A 15,826-nucleotide genomic window follows, 5' to 3' on the forward strand; every position below is an offset into this window, starting at 1 on the left:
GAGAGTAGGACGTTGCCAGGCACTTGAAAAAAGACTAGCTATTTTAGCTAGTCTTTTTTTGTATGTTCATTTAAGTAACAAGAAATTAAGTAAGGAATCTTTTGAGCCGTGACCTCAAGGAATCTCAAGATAAATGGATAATCTTTCGAAGAGTATGTATGCAATAATTCATACCACCACTCTGTTTCATAACGTGAAATCATACTTAAATTATAAAGTAATAAGTAATGTGCCAACATTTCAGGGAAATATAAGCAGCTATCTTTTTCCAACGGTGCATGCAGCGTGTTAGCTTGGAAATTGTACATAAAAGGTGAACAATTATATAAACAGCTTGAAGGGTCAAGAATACATACCTGATCTTCTGACACGGACAATGATAGATGGGAACGCTCTTTTAAAAAAGAATAGAGCCTTTCGTGATTCATATGATAACACCGTGTAACTTGTTCAGGAATAGGCAAAGAGGTAGCTGGAAGCGATCCAATAGTTGTTAAATGGGAAAATGGCCTCGTACCCAAATTTAAAAATAATGTATCTAATTCAGGTACACAAGACAATAGATAATTCATTGTATATTTACTACCTTCCAGTTGTTTCACATGAAACAATTCTTCTCCTACTTGTGAAAATAAACCGCTTTTTTGGATCTTAACTTCATCATCTAAAAAATCATAACTTTGTTTTTTTCTTTTTCGTGTTGATACTCCATGTGCTAACACCGCCGTATTTTCAGGATATACTGGGTTTTGTGTTAACAAACAGGCTTTTAACAGCTGTGACATTCCATAAAATAATAAAACTGGTTGAACTGATACAGGAGATTGTGCCGCAACTTGATAATAATTTTTACTGTGTTCCAAATAATAAATAAATGGGTAACTGTTTTTAAAGCTATGTTGCTCTGCATCGCTATAATTCAACTTTTGATAGCGCTTTTTTAAAAAGTCTTGTACAAAAGGAACGGAGAAAAATAAATTGTAAGACGTCCAAACATCATTAAATTTATGCAACTAAATCACCTTTTCTTTTTATTAGAATTATCTGATATCTAGTGAAGTTATTGACAGGTACATATCTGCTTGTTAATCTACTAATAATATTCTGTCGTTTAAAGGAGGATTCTATAATGTGGGAAAGCAAATTTTCTAAAGAAGGCTTAACATTTGATGACGTTTTACTGGTGCCAGCAAAATCTGAGGTACTACCTAAAGACGTTGATATGAGTGTTGAACTAACAAAAACATTAAAATTAAAGGTGCCGTTCATCAGTGCAGGAATGGATACAGTTACAGAAGCTGAAATGGCTATTGCAATGGCTAGACAAGGTGGTTTAGGTATCATTCACAAAAACATGTCGATTGAACAGCAAGCAGAACAAGTTGATAAAGTAAAACGTTCTGAAAGTGGTGTTATCACGGATCCCTTCTTTTTAACTCCTGAAAACCAAGTATTTGCTGCTGAACATTTAATGGGCAAATATCGTATCTCGGGTGTGCCGATTGTCAACAACGAAGAAGAACAAAAACTAGTTGGAATCCTTACAAACCGTGACTTGCGTTTCATCCAAGATTATTCAATGCAAATTGCTGACGTAATGACAAAAGAAGAATTAGTTACTGCTCCAGTAGGAACGACTTTAGAAGAAGCAGAGAAAATTCTACAGCAATACAAAATTGAAAAGTTACCTCTTGTAGATGACAATGGCGTATTAAAAGGTCTTATCACAATTAAAGACATTGAAAAAGTAATTGAGTTTCCAAATGCAGCTAAAGATCAACAAGGTCGATTATTAGTTGGAGCAGCTGTTGGCGTAACAGCTGATTCAAATGTTCGTATCGAAAAATTAGTACAAGCTGGCGTTGATGTTATCGTTATTGATACAGCGCATGGACATTCACAAGGCGTTTTAGATACAGTACGCAGCATTCGCGAGGCATATCCAGAATTAAATATTATTGCTGGTAACGTAGCAACTGCTGAAGGTACAAAAGCATTAATTGAAGCTGGAGCAAACGTAGTAAAAGTAGGAATTGGACCTGGTTCAATTTGTACAACTCGTGTTGTAGCTGGTGTAGGCGTTCCACAAATCACAGCAGTATATGACTGTGCAACCGAAGCTCGTAAGCACGGTGTAGCTATTATCGCAGATGGCGGTATTAAGTACTCTGGAGATATCGTAAAAGCACTTGCAGCTGGTGGACATACAGTAATGCTAGGAAGCCTTCTAGCAGGAACGACAGAAAGTCCTGGCGAAACAGAAATCTACCAAGGAAGACGATTTAAAGTGTACCGTGGAATGGGCTCTGTAGGAGCTATGGAAAAAGGAAGTAAAGATCGATACTTCCAAGAAGATAATAAAAAATTAGTTCCAGAAGGTATCGAAGGCCGTTTGCCTTACAAAGGGCCTGTAGCAGATACTTTATATCAAATGATTGGTGGTTTACGTGCAGGAATGGGTTACTGTGGTTCAGCTAACTTAGAAGCGTTACGTGAACAGGCACAATTCATTCGTATGACTGGAGCAGGTTTAAGAGAAAGTCACCCACATGATGTACAAATTACAAAAGAATCTCCTAACTATTCTATGAGATAATCATGAATGTTTAAAAAACACGTTTCCTTAATAGGGAAACGTGTTTTTTATGTCATTAATCATGAATGTAACAGTACTTCTTTATCTATTTTTTTAAATTTTAGTATGATAAAATTACATTTATGTGAGTTTACGTTTGGAGGGTATAGAGTGAGAAACGCAGTACAGAAACAATTAATTTGTGTCATTGCTGTTATGTTAATGGCCAGCGTATTTTTTGTCTCTACACAAGCATCAGCTGCTTCTAAAACAGATGATATTGGTGTTGAAGCAGATGCAGCCATTTTAGTAGAGGCAAGTACGGGGAAAGTGCTATACGGGAAAAATACGGATGCTTTATTAGGTATTGCAAGCATGACAAAAATGATGACAGAATACTTAGTATTAGAATCCATAAAAGATAAGAAATTATCTTGGGATCAACGTGTGCCAGTTAGTAAATATGCGGCTAAAATTTCCCAGGATTATGGATTATCAAATGTACCATTAATCGAAAACCAAAAATATACGGTAAAAGAATTATATGATGCCATGGCTATTTACTCAGCTAATGGAGCAGCCATTGCTTTAGCTGAAGCTGTCAGTGGTTCTGAAGAACGTTTTATTAAGTTAATGAATGAAACAGCAAAAAAATTAAATATGGGTGAATCAAAATTTGTCAATTCTACAGGTCTTTCTAATTCCTTGTTAAAAGGAATGTATCCAAAAGGAACGAAGGAAGAAGATGAGAACCTTCTATCTGCTCGGGCAGTTGCTACTCTTGCTTATCACTTGATTCATGATTATCCAGAATCTTTGGAAGTAGCCAAAACTCCTTCTAAGATGTTTAGACAAGGGCAGCAAGGCGAAACAAAAATGAACAATTGGAATAAGATGCTCCCTGGTTTTTCAGCTGCATACAGCGGCGTAGACGGCTTGAAAACTGGTCATACAGATTTTGCAGGTCAATGTTTCACTGGGACTGCAGAGCGTAACGGGGTAAGATACATAACAGTTGTAATGAATGCTAAGGAAAACGGCAAGTCTACGGAAGCTGCTCGTTTTTCTCAAACGAAAAAGATATTAGATTACGCTTTTAGTCATTTTCAGTTAAAAGAAGTGGTGCCTGCTAACGGCGAGATTAAAGGGCACGAAACAATTGATGTTGCTAAAGGAAAATCAAAAGAAGCTTCCGTTTCTCCAAAAGATTCGGTAAAGATTATTACCGAAAAAGGTCAAAAAGATCATACTAAAATCAACTTTAAGTTAAACGATAAAGTTGTGAACGATCAAAAAGTTGTAGCTCCTATTAAAAAAGGAGAAACAGTTGCTTATGTGAGTGCAACAAACAGCAATCTTAAAGATCTAGGCTATGTAGGAGGCCAAACTACAGATAGCATGACACCGGTTGTGACAAATGAATCTGTTGAAAAAGCTGGATGGTTCTCTCTCGCTATCCGCAGCATCGGTAACTTCTTTAGCGATATTTGGATGAATGCTGCAAATACAGTGAATAACTGGTTTTAATGATAACTCAAGAGAAAGAAGAGATACTACAAGAGAGTATCTCTTTTTTTATTTTTAGATTTGTTTGTATATAATCTATAAATTAGATAGGAATTTTCCGAAAAATGCGGTAGAATAGACACTAAGTTTTGAATTTTGTATATACACTAAAAATTATTGTGAAACACTTGATACAGGAGGAAGACAAACATGAATAACATTACAGGTACTGATCGTGTAAAACGAGGAATGGCGGAAATGCAAAAAGGTGGCGTTATCATGGACGTTATCAATGCAGAGCAAGCAAAAATTGCAGAAGCAGCAGGCGCTGTTGCCGTTATGGCATTAGAGCGTGTTCCAGCTGATATCCGTGCAGCAGGCGGCGTGTCTCGTATGGCAGACCCAACAATTGTTGAAGAAGTGATGAATGCTGTGTCCATTCCAGTTATGGCAAAAGCTCGTATTGGCCATATTGTTGAAGCACGCGTGCTAGAAGCGATGGGTGTAGACTACATCGATGAAAGTGAAGTGTTGACTCCAGCTGATGAGGAGTTTCATTTAAATAAAAATACATTTACGGTTCCATTTGTGTGCGGTTGTCGTGATCTTGGTGAAGCATCCCGTCGTATCGCTGAAGGAGCTGCAATGCTTCGTACAAAAGGCGAACCAGGGACAGGAAACATCGTAGAAGCAGTGCGTCATATGCGCCAAGTAAACGCTCAAGTACGTAAAGTTGTGGGCATGGACGAAGATGAGTTAATGACAGAGGCAAAACTATTAGGTGCGCCTTATGAGTTATTACTGCAAATTAAACGTGAAGGTCGCCTACCGGTTGTAAACTTTGCAGCAGGCGGTGTAGCAACACCAGCGGACGCAGCGTTAATGATGCAGCTTGGAGCAGACGGTGTATTCGTTGGTTCAGGAATCTTTAAATCAGACAACCCTGAAAAATTTGCTCGAGCAATCGTGGAGGCAACAACGCATTATCAAGACTATGAACTCATTGCAAACTTGTCAAAAGGATTAGGAAGTGCAATGAAAGGGATTGAAATTTCATCATTATTACCAGAAAACCGCATGCAAGAGCGTGGATGGTAATTTAAAGGGAGTTTTGACAAAATGGTAAAAGTAGGCGTGTTAGGATTACAAGGTGCCTTTCGCGAGCATGCACAAGCATTAGAAGCAGCAGGCGCTGAAGCCATTATCATTAAAAAAGTTGAACAGCTAGACGAAATAGATGGTTTAATCCTACCGGGCGGCGAAAGCACAGCGATGCGTCGTCTGATTGACAAGTATGATTTTATGGAACCCCTTCGCCAGTTTGCACAAGCAGGTAAACCGGTGTTTGGTACGTGTGCGGGTTTAATTTTACTTGCAGGACAAGTTGTTGACCGTGAAGAGCCCCATTTAGGTGTTATGGATATTACGGTAGCTCGAAACTCATTTGGGCGTCAACGAGATAGCTTTGAAGCTGCTCTAAACATTAAAGATATTGGTGAAGATTTTATAGGCGTATTTATCCGTGCTCCGCATATTGTAGAAGTAGGAGAAAGCGTTGAAGTCTTGGCAATGCATAACGACCGAATTGTTGCAGCAAGACAAGGTCAATTCTTGGGATGTTCATTTCATCCAGAATTAACAGATGATGCTCGCATGGCTCAGTATTTTGTAGCAATGGTTGAAGAAGCTTCAAAAAAACCTGTATAAATGAATTGCATCTTGTAAAGACTTGTAGTACATTATGATTATTAAAAATGATATTGGTATAAAGCGTTGATAGGAAATAGTAATAAGATTTTTGATTTCAAGAGAGTCGATGGCTGGTGTGAATCGATAATCAATTCTTATGAATCCGTCCTGGAGCAAGCTGTCGAAAAAGTAGTAGGCAGTTTCGGTTCATCCGTTATCTGGTTTAAGAGGAAGGCTTATTTTAGCTTTCAATTAGGGTGGCAACGCGGGTAAACTCTCGTCCCTTTCATGGGGATGAGAGTTTTTATTTTGCCCTTTTATACTAAAGGAGGTACTAAGTATGTTAGATTTAAAATTTTTACGTGCTAATTTTAATGAAGTAAAAGAAAAGCTCAAGTTTCGTGGTGAAGACTTAACGGACTTAGGTCGCTTTGAAGAGTTAGATGCCAAACGCCGTGAGCTAATTGCTCAAACAGAAGAGTTAAAAAGCAAGCGAAATGAAGTATCACAGCAAATTGCACAATTGAAGCGTGAAAAACAAGATGCTGATCATTTAATCGTTGAAATGCGTGAAGTAGGAGACCGCGTAAAGCAATTGGATGAAGAGCTTCGCAGCGTTGAAGAAGAGTTAGAGCTATTGTTGCTTTCAATTCCTAACGTTCCACATGAAAGTACGCCTGTAGGTGAAACTGAGGATGACAACGTAGAAGTTCGCAAATGGGGAGAAATTAAACAATTTGATTTTGAACCAAAACCGCATTGGGATTTAGGAACAGATTTAAATATTTTAGATTTTGAAAGAGCTTCGAAAGTAACGGGAAGCCGCTTTGTATTTTATAAAGGATTAGGTGCAAGGCTAGAACGTGCTCTTATTAATTTTATGATGGATTTACATATGGATGAGCATGGTTATGAAGAAATCCTTCCTCCATATATGGTAAATCGTACAAGCATGACAGGAACAGGGCAGCTTCCTAAATTTGAAGAAGATGCATTCAAGATTAAAGAAGAAGATTATTTCTTAATTCCTACAGCTGAAGTACCAGTTACAAATTTACATCGTGATGAAATTTTAAGCGGAGACCAGCTTCCAATTGCTTATACAGCATATAGTGCTTGCTTCCGCTCAGAAGCAGGCTCTGCAGGAAGAGATACACGTGGGCTTATTCGTCAGCATCAGTTTAATAAAGTAGAACTTGTTCGCTTTGTTAAGCCAGAAGATTCTTATGATGAATTAGAAAAATTAACGGGCCATGCTGAAAAGGTTCTTCAACTATTAGGTTTACCTTACCGAGTTCTAAGCATGTGTACAGCTGACTTAGGTTTCACAGCAGCCAAAAAGTATGATATTGAAGTTTGGATTCCAAGTTATGAAACGTATCGTGAAATTTCTTCTTGTTCAAACTTTGAAAGCTTCCAAGCTCGCCGTGCTAATATTCGCTTTCGCCGTGATACAAAAGCAAAACCAGAACATGTTCATACACTAAACGGTTCTGGCTTAGCAATTGGTCGTACGGTAGCTGCAATTTTAGAAAACTATCAGCAGGAAGATGGATCAATTCAAATTCCAGAAGTGCTGCGTCCATATATGGGGAATAAAGAATTTATTTCTAAATAAAAGTAGAAGATGTTCATTAAATTGATTTTTAATGAACATCCTTTTTAAAAAAATAATAAAAGTGTTGACTTCATTATTTATATATGATAAATTAATACTTGTCGATACGGAGGAATACCCAAGTCCGGCTGAAGGGATCGGTCTTGAAAACCGACAGGGGTGTTAAAGCCCGCGGGGGTTCGAATCCCTCTTCCTCCGCCATATTTGACTTATAATGCAATTAACATAGCGCGATAAATTGGAGATTGGAAAACCGTTACTTATAAGTAACGGTTTTTTATTTGTTAAAAATGCCGCTTTAGTAGATAAAGCGGCATTTTTTTATAGCTGACGACGTTTTAACTTTTCATTATGTTGTAAAAAGCGAGCCACTTTTTCAACAATTGATTCAATTGAATCAGGATCCTTGAGCAGGTCGTATTCTCTAATATCTAAACGGAGAATAGGGCAAGCTGTAAAGTTATTAATCCAGTCTTCATATCGGGCGTGCATCTCTTTCCAATAATCAAGAGGCGTTTGTTGTTCCATTGGTCGCCCTCTTTCTTGAATGCGATCTACAATATCTTCGAAGCTGCCTTCCAAATAAATGAGCAGATCCGGATGAGGGAAGTATGGAGTCATAACCATTGCATCGAACAAGCTTGTATATGTTTCATAGTCTACTTTAGACATTGTTCCTTTTTCAAAATGCATCTTAGCAAAGATACCGGTATCTTCGTAAATGGATCTGTCTTGGATGAAGCCGCCGCCATACTCGAAAATTTTCTTTTGTTCTTTAAAGCGCTCCGCTAGAAAATATACTTGTAGGTGAAAGCTCCAGCGTTCAAAATCCCCATAAAATTTGTCCAGGTAAGGATTGGAATCTACTTTTTCAAATGATGTGCGAAATTGGAGAGCATCAGCCAATGATTGAGTCATCGTAGATTTCCCAACTCCAACTGTACCCGCTATCGTCAACACAGCATCATTAGGAATGTTGTATTTCGATCGTAAGTTTGCCATTACATACTCCTTTTTAACATACTCTCTTGAACCTCTGATAAGATTCTATTTAAGTGTTGTTTATTTTGTACAAAATCTATTTCATCACCGTTGTAACGTAAAATGGTTACGTCAGGGTTCTTTTGTTCAAATGCCGTCATAGCTTTTTCATAATCATCACTTAGTCTCGCAAGGTAGTGAGGATCGATGTTTCGTTCAATTTCTCTTCCACGCATTTTAATACGCTTTAGCAAGGTATCCAAACTTGCATTTAAATAAATAATAATGTTCGGAGCTTGCATATCAGCCGTTAAGATGTGAAAGATTTGTACATATTTTTTATACTGTTCATCTTTTAACGTTTGCTCAGCAAAAATCATGTTTTTCATAATATGATAATCTGCTACAACAGGTTTTTTATAAGATAAGAACCCTTTTTGAATATCCTCTAACTGCTTATATCGATTACATAGAAAAAACATTTCGGTTTGAAAACTCCACTCGTCGATATTCTCATAAAATTTCCCGAGAAATGGATTTTCATCTACGATTTCTTTTAAAATTTCGAATTGAAATGCTTGTGCAATCTCTTTAGCTAGAGAGGTTTTTCCGACACCGATGGGTCCTTCTACTGAAATAAAAGGTGTGCCTTGCATTCATTTGCCTCCTTCATGACCACTCGTTCAAAAAAAACAGACAAAAAATATTTTAACATAGAGAAGGAGAATAAGGGGAAAAGAAATTTCTTTCAGTAAGAAGAATAACAAAAAGCCTACTGTTAACAGTAAGCTTTCCCTATTTATTGTTGTGTCAGTCTTTTTGTAATTTTGAAGTTGTCTTCAATCAAGAGCCAGTTTTGTGGAAAATCTAAGCCTAGTTTCCAGTAAGCCATTCCTCTAAGTTTTAGTTCTTTGATTAAATCAAACTTGGCTTGAATAGACCTAGCGTCTTCAAACCATACTTCGTGGGTGCGCTGCTGTTCATCTTTATAGCGGAAGAAAGGAGCTTGCGCTTTATTGTCGTATTGAATAGCTACTTTATAGCGAGCTGCCAACTCAATAGCTCGTTGAGGACTAATGGCTTTGGCATATTCTCCTCCTGGTTTGTAAGGAAGTGTCCAATCGTAACCGTATAGGTTTTGGCCCATAATAATTTTTGAACTAGGTATTTCAGATACTGCATATTCTAAAACATCACGTACGGGACCAATAGGAGAGACAGCCATAGGAGGCCCACCGCTATATCCCCATTCATATGTCATCGGAACAACGAAGTTAGCAATCTCTCCAATGGCTTTATAATCATGTGCTTCGTACCATTTGCCTTTTTGATCTCGACTTGTCTTCGGAGCTAAAGCGACAGACATGAGAAGTTGCTCATCTTGAAGACGCTTTTTTGCTTTCTGTAAAAATGCAATATAGGCTTCTTTATCTGCCGGACGCAAAAATTCGAAGTCAAAGTGAATGTCTCTGAAATTTTGTTCTTTCGCTGTTTTTACAATATTATTTAAGAGCGTATCTTGAACGTCTTTATTAGTTAAAATTGCTCGGCCGACTTCGTCACTGAATGCGCCGTTTTCAATATTAGCCAATACCATTAAGAAAATGACATCATTTTCTTTAGCAATAGAACCTAAATTGTTAAGTGGAGGTGCCTTTAGAGAACCGTCTTTTTGCACTTCGAAGTTAGCTGGCCCAAGATAGGTAAGATATTTTGCATTTTGATTAATCATTTTCTCTGTTTGGGGGGTGATTTTTCGATTGCTTGTTTCAACATACCCTAAAAACTCACCGTTTCTTTTGTTTGGGGAAGGGGGAATTAAGATTCGGCGGCCAGGTGTTAAGGGTGCTGTAACTGAAACATTGTTCGCATTGGCAATAGCCTGATAGCTAACGCCTAATTTTCTTCCTATCTTCCATATAGTGTCCCCAGCTTTTACTGTGTAGTAAGTACCGTTGATGGGAATAACCATAGATTGGCCAATGACGAGTTGATTTGGATTAGGTAATTCATTTGCTCTTATAATTTTTCCTGCTTCAATGCGAAACTGTTTTGCAATACTATATATACTGTCACCTGCTTTAACAGTGTAAATTTGCATAATAAAAAGCCTCCATTTCATATGACTTACTTCCATCATATGAGAAGGCTTTTTACTTAATTCATCAACTCAGTATGTTTGCAAATACGAGCATTTAATACGTTATGCATCATTCTCAAAGCGAAGGTATTGTCTTCATCTGCGTTTGAAGCAATACAATCTTCAGGAACAATTAAGTCATACTCGCGCATATAAGCATCGTTGGCTGAAAAAAGCACGCATATATTTCCTGCAATTCCTGTTAAAATAAGTGTATGCACATCGAGCTGTGATAGCAAAATATTTAAAGCTGTCCCATAGAAGATAGAATGCTTTGGTTTAATTAAAAAGTAATCAGCGCTTTGTGGTGAAATGTGATGTAGAATGGGTGAGCTTACCTCATTTGTGCAGTGTGTTAAAATGGTTTCTAAGTTTGCTTGCCATAGTTTATAGTGGTCATTGACATAAATAATAGGGATATGTTGAGACGAGGCATATTGTTTTAATTTAGCAATGTTTTGAGCAATTGTTAAAGATTTTTCAGCAAGTACTTTGCCGTTTTTGAATTGAAAATCGTTTAGCATATCAATAATAATTAAAGCAGTTTTAGCATTCTTCACACAAGGTCTCTCCTTTTCCTGATGTACATAGTAAATAGTTTGACTCAGAAAAAATATAATATGTAAGGTTGGATAAAAAGTGTTAAATGATGAAAAGTATATGAGGTTGGCAATTGATGAAGCATTAAAAGCTAAAGATAAATTAGAGGTTCCCATTGGAGCAGTGATTGTTCAAAATGATGAGGTAATTGCTGCAGCTTATAACTTACGAGAAACAGAACAGCGATCAGTTGCTCATGCAGAACTTTTAGCAATTGATGAAGCATGTAAGAAACTAGGAACATGGAGATTGGAAGACGCTACATTATATGTCACCTTAGAACCATGCCCGATGTGTGCAGGTGCTATTGTATTATCAAGAGTGAAAAGAGTTGTGTTTGGCGCTTATGATCCTAAAGGTGGCTGCGCGGGAACATTGTTAAACTTATTAGAGTTTGAAAAGTTTAATCATCAGGCAGAAGTAGTAGGCGGTATGCTAGAAGAAGAATGCGGGAGCCTCTTAACGACTTTTTTTCGCGAGTTACGTCAACGAAAAAAGACTGGAAAATAGAGCTAAAAAAGTAAGTTTTCTATAGCGGTTGCATTTTTGAATGAAAAGACGTATACTTGTAAATGCATCAACTTGATGCCCAAACTATTGGTTTCAACTTTGCCGTGCTAAGCGGGGAGGTAGCGGTGCCCTGTACTCGCAATCCGCTCTAGCGAGGCCGAATTCCTTCTTGANTTTCAACTTTGCCGTGCTAAGCGGGGAGGTAGCGGTGCCCTGTACTCGCAATCCGCTCTAGCGAGGCCGAATTCCTTCTTGAGGTTAGCTCATCTTAGGGTCTGCCTTAAGTAAGTGGTGTTGACGTTTGGGTCCTATGCAATGGGAATCTGTGAACCCTGTCAGGTCCGGAAGGAAGCAGCAGTAAGCAGAATCTCTCATGTGCCATGGGGTCGCCTGAACCGAGCTAACTGCTTAAGTAACGCCTGGGGTGGCTAATCGACGGAAGGTGCACGGCAGTTATATACATAAGTTTAGTCTACTCTGTGGGAGTAGGCTTTTTATTTTATCACTTACTATTTTGAAAAAAAGCCTCATAATACGCTATAATGATAACTAATGAATTATATTAAAAGGAGAGGATGTAGTGGCATATCAGGCTCTGTACCGTGTATACCGTCCTCAAAGCTTTAACGACGTAGTCGGTCAACAACATATTATCAAAACACTTCAAAATGCCCTTGTCCAAGAAAAATTTTCGCATGCGTATTTATTTTCTGGGCCTCGAGGGACAGGGAAGACAACAGCTGCTAAAATTTTAGCAAAAGCCGTTAACTGTGAAAAAGCACCCATTGCTGAACCTTGTAATGAATGTGCAACTTGTCGGGGAATTACTGATGGTTCCATTTCTGATGTAATTGAAATTGATGCAGCCTCTAATAATGGAGTCGATGAAATTCGAGATATCCGTGATAAAGTAAAATATGCACCTAGTGCTGTTCGATACAAAGTGTACATTATTGATGAAGTTCATATGCTTTCAATTGGAGCTTTTAACGCTTTATTAAAAACGTTAGAAGAACCTCCTGCACATGTCATCTTTATTTTAGCTACAACAGAGCCGCATAAAATTCCATTAACGATTATCTCCAGATGTCAGCGCTTTGATTTCAAACGCATTTCGCCAGAAGATATCGTATATCGAATGAAGGAAGTATTAGGTTCTGAAGAGCTAGAAGTAAGCGAGGATGCTCTTTACGAAATTGCGAAAGCTTCAGAAGGCGGCATGCGTGATGCACTTAGTCTTTTAGACCAAGCCATCTCGTATAGTACGGAGATGGTGAGCTTAGAGGATGTTCTATCCATAACAGGAGCGGTATCACAGGCTTTTATTGTGAAGATCGTCCAAGCTATCTTTAACGAAAATATTGTAGAAGCGTTAGACTCTGTTGAAAGTTTGATCAAAAACGGAAAAGATCCAGCAAGGTTTGTAGAGGACCTCATCTTCTATTATCGTGATGTTCTGCTTTATCAAGCTTCTGAAGAAAATGCATATTTACTTGAAAAAGCAGCGGTTAACGAAGAGTTTAAAGAACTCAGTTCAAAAATGGATAGTGCCTTTATTTATAAAGTCATTGCTGAATTGAACCAAACTCAGCAAGAGATGAAATGGAGCAATCATCCTCGAGTGCTACTTGAAGTCGCTTTAGTAAAATTAGCTCAAAGTTCTACAAGTCAAGAGAGTTCTCTTCCGTATCAAGACATTTTGCAAAAAATGAATCAAATGGAAGCAGAACTGCAGCAGCTAAAAGAAAAAGGCATTCAAGTTGATCATACAGCTGCTCAGGCAGTGCAAACAGAGAAAAAACAGACAAGACAGTCAAGAAGCCAGTACAAAACGCCTGTTGGGAAGGTAAATGAAGTTTTAAAAAATGCCACTCGGCAGAATTTAGAAACGATTAAGCGATCTTGGGCGCAGGTATTGGACACTTTGAAACAACAAAATAAAGCTTCACATGCAGCGTTGTTATCTAACAGTGAACCGGTTGCGTCTTCAGATCAATCATTTATACTTAAATTTAAATATGAAATTCATTGCAAAATGGCTTCTGAAAATAACAACAATGTACGTGATAATTTAGAGAATATCTTATATACTTTAATTGGCAGCAAGCGTGAAATGGTTGCAATTCCAGAAAGTGAATGGGATAAAGTAAGAGAAGAGTTTCTTCAAGGACAGCAAAGTGATGGGTCATCAGGTCAACCACAGGAGGAAGACCCTGTGGTTGCAGAAGCGAAAAAGCTATTTGGAGAAGACTTAATCGAAATTCAAGAGTAAATTTAGGAGGAATGTTCATATGATGAAAGGCATGGGCAATATGCAAAAAATGATGAAACAAATGCAAAAAATGCAAAAAGATATGCAAAAAGCGCAGGAAGAGTTAGCTGAAAAAACTGTTGAAGGTACAGCTGGCGGTGGAATGGTAACAGTTGTGGTTAACGGTCAGAAACAAGTAATTGATGTAAATATTAAAGAGGATGTAGTAGATCCTGAAGATATTGAAATGCTACAAGATTTAGTACTAGCAGCAACAAATGACGCATTAAAACAAATGGATGATTTAACAAATAACACAATGGGTCAATTTACAAAAGGTTTAAATATTCCAGGACTTTAATAAGGTGGTTGCCACGTGCATTATCCAGAACCAATATCAAAGCTTATAGATAGTTTTATGAAGTTACCCGGCATTGGTCCAAAAACAGCTGTTCGCTTGGCGTTCTTTGTTTTATCTATGAAAGAAGATACGGTATTAGATTTTGCAAAAGCATTAGTCAATGCGAAGCGAAATTTAACCTATTGTTCAGTTTGCGGGCATATCACAGATCAAGATCCTTGCTACATTTGTCAAGATCAGCGTAGGGAGCGAAGTGTGGTGTGTGTCGTGCAAGACCCTAAAGATGTCATTGCAATGGAGAAAATGAAAGAATATAACGGCTTGTATCATGTCCTGCATGGTGCAATTTCACCTATGGAAGGAATAGGGCCTGAAGATATCAAAGTACCAGAGTTATTAAAAAGACTTCAAGATGATGAGATTCAAGAAGTGATTTTAGCTACTAACCCGAATATAGAGGGAGAAGCTACTGCTATGTATATCTCTAGGCTCTTAAAGCCGACAGGAATTAAAATTACTAGAATTGCTCATGGGTTACCCGTCGGAGGAGACCTTGAGTACGCAGACGAAGTAACATTATCTAAAGCCCTAGAAGGTAGAAGAGAAGTATAACGAGGTACTTGCATATGTTTTTTAAAAGAAAAGGTTGGTTACGCAAAGAGTACGATGATGAATTTGTGAATACTTTTATGCAAGTGAAGCAGGAATGGAGTCACAAAACTTCAATGGTAGAAAGAAGTGTAGATCCTTCAGAAGAGGTAATGGTAGATATTCGATTAGCCAAAATGAAGTATCTTTTTCTATTAAAAGAAGCCAAGCATCGAAATATTTCAATTAACAGGATGTCATAGAGGCATCCTGTTTTGTTGTCTTTATAAAATAAGGATTTCTCTCTGTGAAATAGTGCTTTTTTTGAATGCTTGGACATACATATAAGGTAACTTATCTGCTTTAAGAAGGAGGCAACATGCTAAATCATCCCATTGTAGTTGTGTCTTTTTTAATAGGGCTAATTATTCTACTCTTAGTAACAGGTGGTGTTGAAAAAATGCTTCGAGTCATTGGAAATTTATCGATTAAGCTTATTATTGGCGTTCTGCTGCTTTTCTTTATTAACATCTTTGGCGTACAGTTCGGTATTCATATTCCTATTAATTTCCCCACAGCTATTGTTTCAGCTATTTTAGGTATTCCAGGAATAGCTGCCTTACTTGTTATTAATAATTTCATATTATAATTTAGAGGAATATCCAAAATAAAAGTTTTCTGGAATCTTTTCGAGAAAACTTTTATTTTTTTTGAAAAAGTTGTTGACCATTAAGTTAACAGATGTTATATTTATATACGTCGCTAAGACAACAACAAAAAATAACTCGAAAATAACTTAATGAAAAAAGTTGTTGACAAGTTATTCTTAAGGTGGTAAGATAAGAAAGTCGCCTTGAGACAAGAGTTCTTTGAAAACTGAACGAAATAGTAAACGTCAACGTTAATTTTTATTTTTAAATTGAGCAAGTCAAACATTTCTTCGGAGAGTTTGATCCTGGCTCAGGATGAACGCTGGCGGCGTGCCTAATACATGCAAGTCGAGCGAA

Annotated in this window: 16 protein-coding genes, 1 tRNA gene, 1 rRNA gene, 1 other RNA gene and 1 other annotated feature; of the genes, 14 read left to right on the top strand and 5 right to left on the bottom strand. The window is 37.6% G+C overall.

Annotation, left to right across the window (positions count from 1 at the left end):
- Window positions 1-47 precede the first annotated feature (47 nt).
- The gene (locus ACOZIR_RS28125) at window positions 48-1,013 is read right to left on the bottom strand and encodes a YaaC family protein (protein WP_045295542.1); all 966 of its coding nucleotides are present in this window, start codon (window positions 1,011-1,013) and stop codon (window positions 48-50) included.
- A gap of 116 nt (window positions 1,014-1,129) precedes the next feature.
- Here ACOZIR_RS28125 and guaB point away from each other — a divergent pair, with 116 nt between their 5' ends.
- From guaB to ACOZIR_RS28155, 6 genes are all read left to right on the top strand, one after another.
- Window positions 1,130-2,596: an IMP dehydrogenase gene (gene guaB, locus ACOZIR_RS28130; RefSeq protein ID WP_013054827.1), complete on the top strand. Its 1,467-nt coding sequence runs from the start codon at window positions 1,130-1,132 to the stop codon at window positions 2,594-2,596.
- A gap of 150 nt (window positions 2,597-2,746) precedes the next feature.
- Window positions 2,747-4,102, top strand: a complete 1,356-nt coding sequence (locus ACOZIR_RS28135; protein WP_045295540.1) for a serine hydrolase — start codon at window positions 2,747-2,749, stop codon at window positions 4,100-4,102.
- A 189-nt stretch (window positions 4,103-4,291) separates the two neighbouring features.
- Window positions 4,292-5,179: a pyridoxal 5'-phosphate synthase lyase subunit PdxS gene (gene pdxS, locus ACOZIR_RS28140; RefSeq protein ID WP_013054829.1), complete on the top strand. Its 888-nt coding sequence runs from the start codon at window positions 4,292-4,294 to the stop codon at window positions 5,177-5,179.
- A gap of 21 nt (window positions 5,180-5,200) precedes the next feature.
- Complete coding sequence (gene pdxT / locus ACOZIR_RS28145; protein ID WP_045295538.1) at window positions 5,201-5,788, top strand: pyridoxal 5'-phosphate synthase glutaminase subunit PdxT; 588 nt, start codon at window positions 5,201-5,203, stop codon at window positions 5,786-5,788.
- A gap of 57 nt (window positions 5,789-5,845) precedes the next feature.
- Window positions 5,846-6,058: a binding site (T-box leader), on the top strand.
- A 52-nt stretch (window positions 6,059-6,110) separates the two neighbouring features.
- The gene (gene serS, locus ACOZIR_RS28150; protein ID WP_013054831.1) at window positions 6,111-7,388 is read left to right on the top strand and encodes a serine--tRNA ligase; all 1,278 of its coding nucleotides are present in this window, start codon (window positions 6,111-6,113) and stop codon (window positions 7,386-7,388) included.
- 108 nt (window positions 7,389-7,496) lie between these two features.
- Window positions 7,497-7,589, top strand: a tRNA-Ser gene (locus tag ACOZIR_RS28155).
- A gap of 120 nt (window positions 7,590-7,709) precedes the next feature.
- On the opposite strand, the gene ACOZIR_RS28160 is transcribed toward ACOZIR_RS28155, so the two are convergent.
- From ACOZIR_RS28160 to ACOZIR_RS28175, 4 genes are all read right to left on the bottom strand, one after another.
- Window positions 7,710-8,390, bottom strand: a complete 681-nt coding sequence (locus ACOZIR_RS28160; RefSeq protein ID WP_045295535.1) for a deoxynucleoside kinase — start codon at window positions 8,388-8,390, stop codon at window positions 7,710-7,712.
- Window positions 8,390-9,025 carry a deoxynucleoside kinase gene (locus ACOZIR_RS28165; RefSeq protein ID WP_045295533.1) on the bottom strand — a complete coding sequence of 212 codons (636 nt, stop codon included), beginning with the start codon at window positions 9,023-9,025 and terminating at the stop codon, window positions 8,390-8,392. Before ACOZIR_RS28165 ends, ACOZIR_RS28160 begins: the two co-directional genes overlap by 1 nt.
- A gap of 143 nt (window positions 9,026-9,168) precedes the next feature.
- Complete coding sequence (locus ACOZIR_RS28170; RefSeq protein ID WP_328121573.1) at window positions 9,169-10,470, bottom strand: glycoside hydrolase family 18 protein; 1,302 nt, start codon at window positions 10,468-10,470, stop codon at window positions 9,169-9,171.
- 56 nt (window positions 10,471-10,526) lie between these two features.
- Window positions 10,527-11,069, bottom strand: coding sequence for an isochorismatase family cysteine hydrolase (locus ACOZIR_RS28175; RefSeq protein WP_045295529.1), 543 nt, complete (start codon window positions 11,067-11,069; stop codon window positions 10,527-10,529).
- Between the two features lie 79 nt (window positions 11,070-11,148).
- On the opposite strand from ACOZIR_RS28175, the gene tadA reads away from it, so the two are divergent.
- From tadA to ACOZIR_RS28215, 8 genes are all read left to right on the top strand, one after another.
- Window positions 11,149-11,619: a tRNA adenosine(34) deaminase TadA gene (tadA, locus tag ACOZIR_RS28180; protein WP_080890255.1), complete on the top strand. Its 471-nt coding sequence runs from the start codon at window positions 11,149-11,151 to the stop codon at window positions 11,617-11,619.
- 185 nt (window positions 11,620-11,804) lie between these two features.
- An RNA gene (ffs, locus tag ACOZIR_RS28185) (signal recognition particle sRNA large type) lies at window positions 11,805-12,069 on the top strand.
- 130 nt (window positions 12,070-12,199) lie between these two features.
- On the top strand, window positions 12,200-13,891 hold the full coding sequence (gene dnaX, locus ACOZIR_RS28190) for a DNA polymerase III subunit gamma/tau (protein ID WP_045295527.1): 1,692 nt from the start codon (window positions 12,200-12,202) through the stop codon (window positions 13,889-13,891).
- A 19-nt stretch (window positions 13,892-13,910) separates the two neighbouring features.
- Window positions 13,911-14,231 (top strand): YbaB/EbfC family nucleoid-associated protein, encoded by a 321-nt coding sequence (locus tag ACOZIR_RS28195; RefSeq protein ID WP_013081327.1) that lies wholly within the window; start codon window positions 13,911-13,913, stop codon window positions 14,229-14,231.
- 15 nt (window positions 14,232-14,246) lie between these two features.
- Window positions 14,247-14,843: a recombination mediator RecR gene (gene recR / locus ACOZIR_RS28200; protein WP_014461944.1), complete on the top strand. Its 597-nt coding sequence runs from the start codon at window positions 14,247-14,249 to the stop codon at window positions 14,841-14,843.
- Between the two features lie 14 nt (window positions 14,844-14,857).
- Entirely contained in the window at window positions 14,858-15,082 is a 225-nt protein-coding gene (locus tag ACOZIR_RS28205) for a YaaL family protein (protein WP_045295525.1), read from the top strand.
- 116 nt (window positions 15,083-15,198) lie between these two features.
- Window positions 15,199-15,468 carry a pro-sigmaK processing inhibitor BofA family protein gene (locus ACOZIR_RS28210; protein WP_013081328.1) on the top strand — a complete coding sequence of 90 codons (270 nt, stop codon included), beginning with the start codon at window positions 15,199-15,201 and terminating at the stop codon, window positions 15,466-15,468.
- Window positions 15,469-15,756: 288 nt separating this feature from the next.
- Window positions 15,757-15,826: ribosomal RNA gene (locus ACOZIR_RS28215) — 16S ribosomal RNA — on the top strand; the annotation flags it as partial.

The organism is Priestia sp. D3YE.R1 (assembly GCF_049199565.1).
Lineage (GTDB): Bacteria > Bacillota > Bacilli > Bacillales > Bacillaceae_H > Priestia > Priestia aryabhattai.

Bases quoted from the DNA above. Each gene is read 5' to 3' on its own strand.
- guaB (WP_013054827.1), top strand. From the start codon at position 1,130: ATGTGGGAAAGCAAATTTTCTAAAGAAGGCTTAACATTTGATGACGTT.
- pdxS (WP_013054829.1), top strand. From the start codon at position 4,292: ATGAATAACATTACAGGTACTGATCGTGTAAAACGAGGAATGGCGGAA.
- pdxT (WP_045295538.1), top strand. From the start codon at position 5,201: ATGGTAAAAGTAGGCGTGTTAGGATTACAAGGTGCCTTTCGCGAGCAT.
- serS (WP_013054831.1), top strand. From the start codon at position 6,111: ATGTTAGATTTAAAATTTTTACGTGCTAATTTTAATGAAGTAAAAGAA.
- ACOZIR_RS28160 (WP_045295535.1), bottom strand. From the start codon at position 8,390: ATGGCAAACTTACGATCGAAATACAACATTCCTAATGATGCTGTGTTG.
- ACOZIR_RS28165 (WP_045295533.1), bottom strand. From the start codon at position 9,025: ATGCAAGGCACACCTTTTATTTCAGTAGAAGGACCCATCGGTGTCGGA.
- ACOZIR_RS28170 (WP_328121573.1), bottom strand. From the start codon at position 10,470: ATGCAAATTTACACTGTTAAAGCAGGTGACAGTATATATAGTATTGCA.
- ACOZIR_RS28195 (WP_013081327.1), top strand. From the start codon at position 13,911: ATGATGAAAGGCATGGGCAATATGCAAAAAATGATGAAACAAATGCAA.
- ACOZIR_RS28205 (WP_045295525.1), top strand. From the start codon at position 14,858: ATGTTTTTTAAAAGAAAAGGTTGGTTACGCAAAGAGTACGATGATGAA.
- ACOZIR_RS28210 (WP_013081328.1), top strand. From the start codon at position 15,199: ATGCTAAATCATCCCATTGTAGTTGTGTCTTTTTTAATAGGGCTAATT.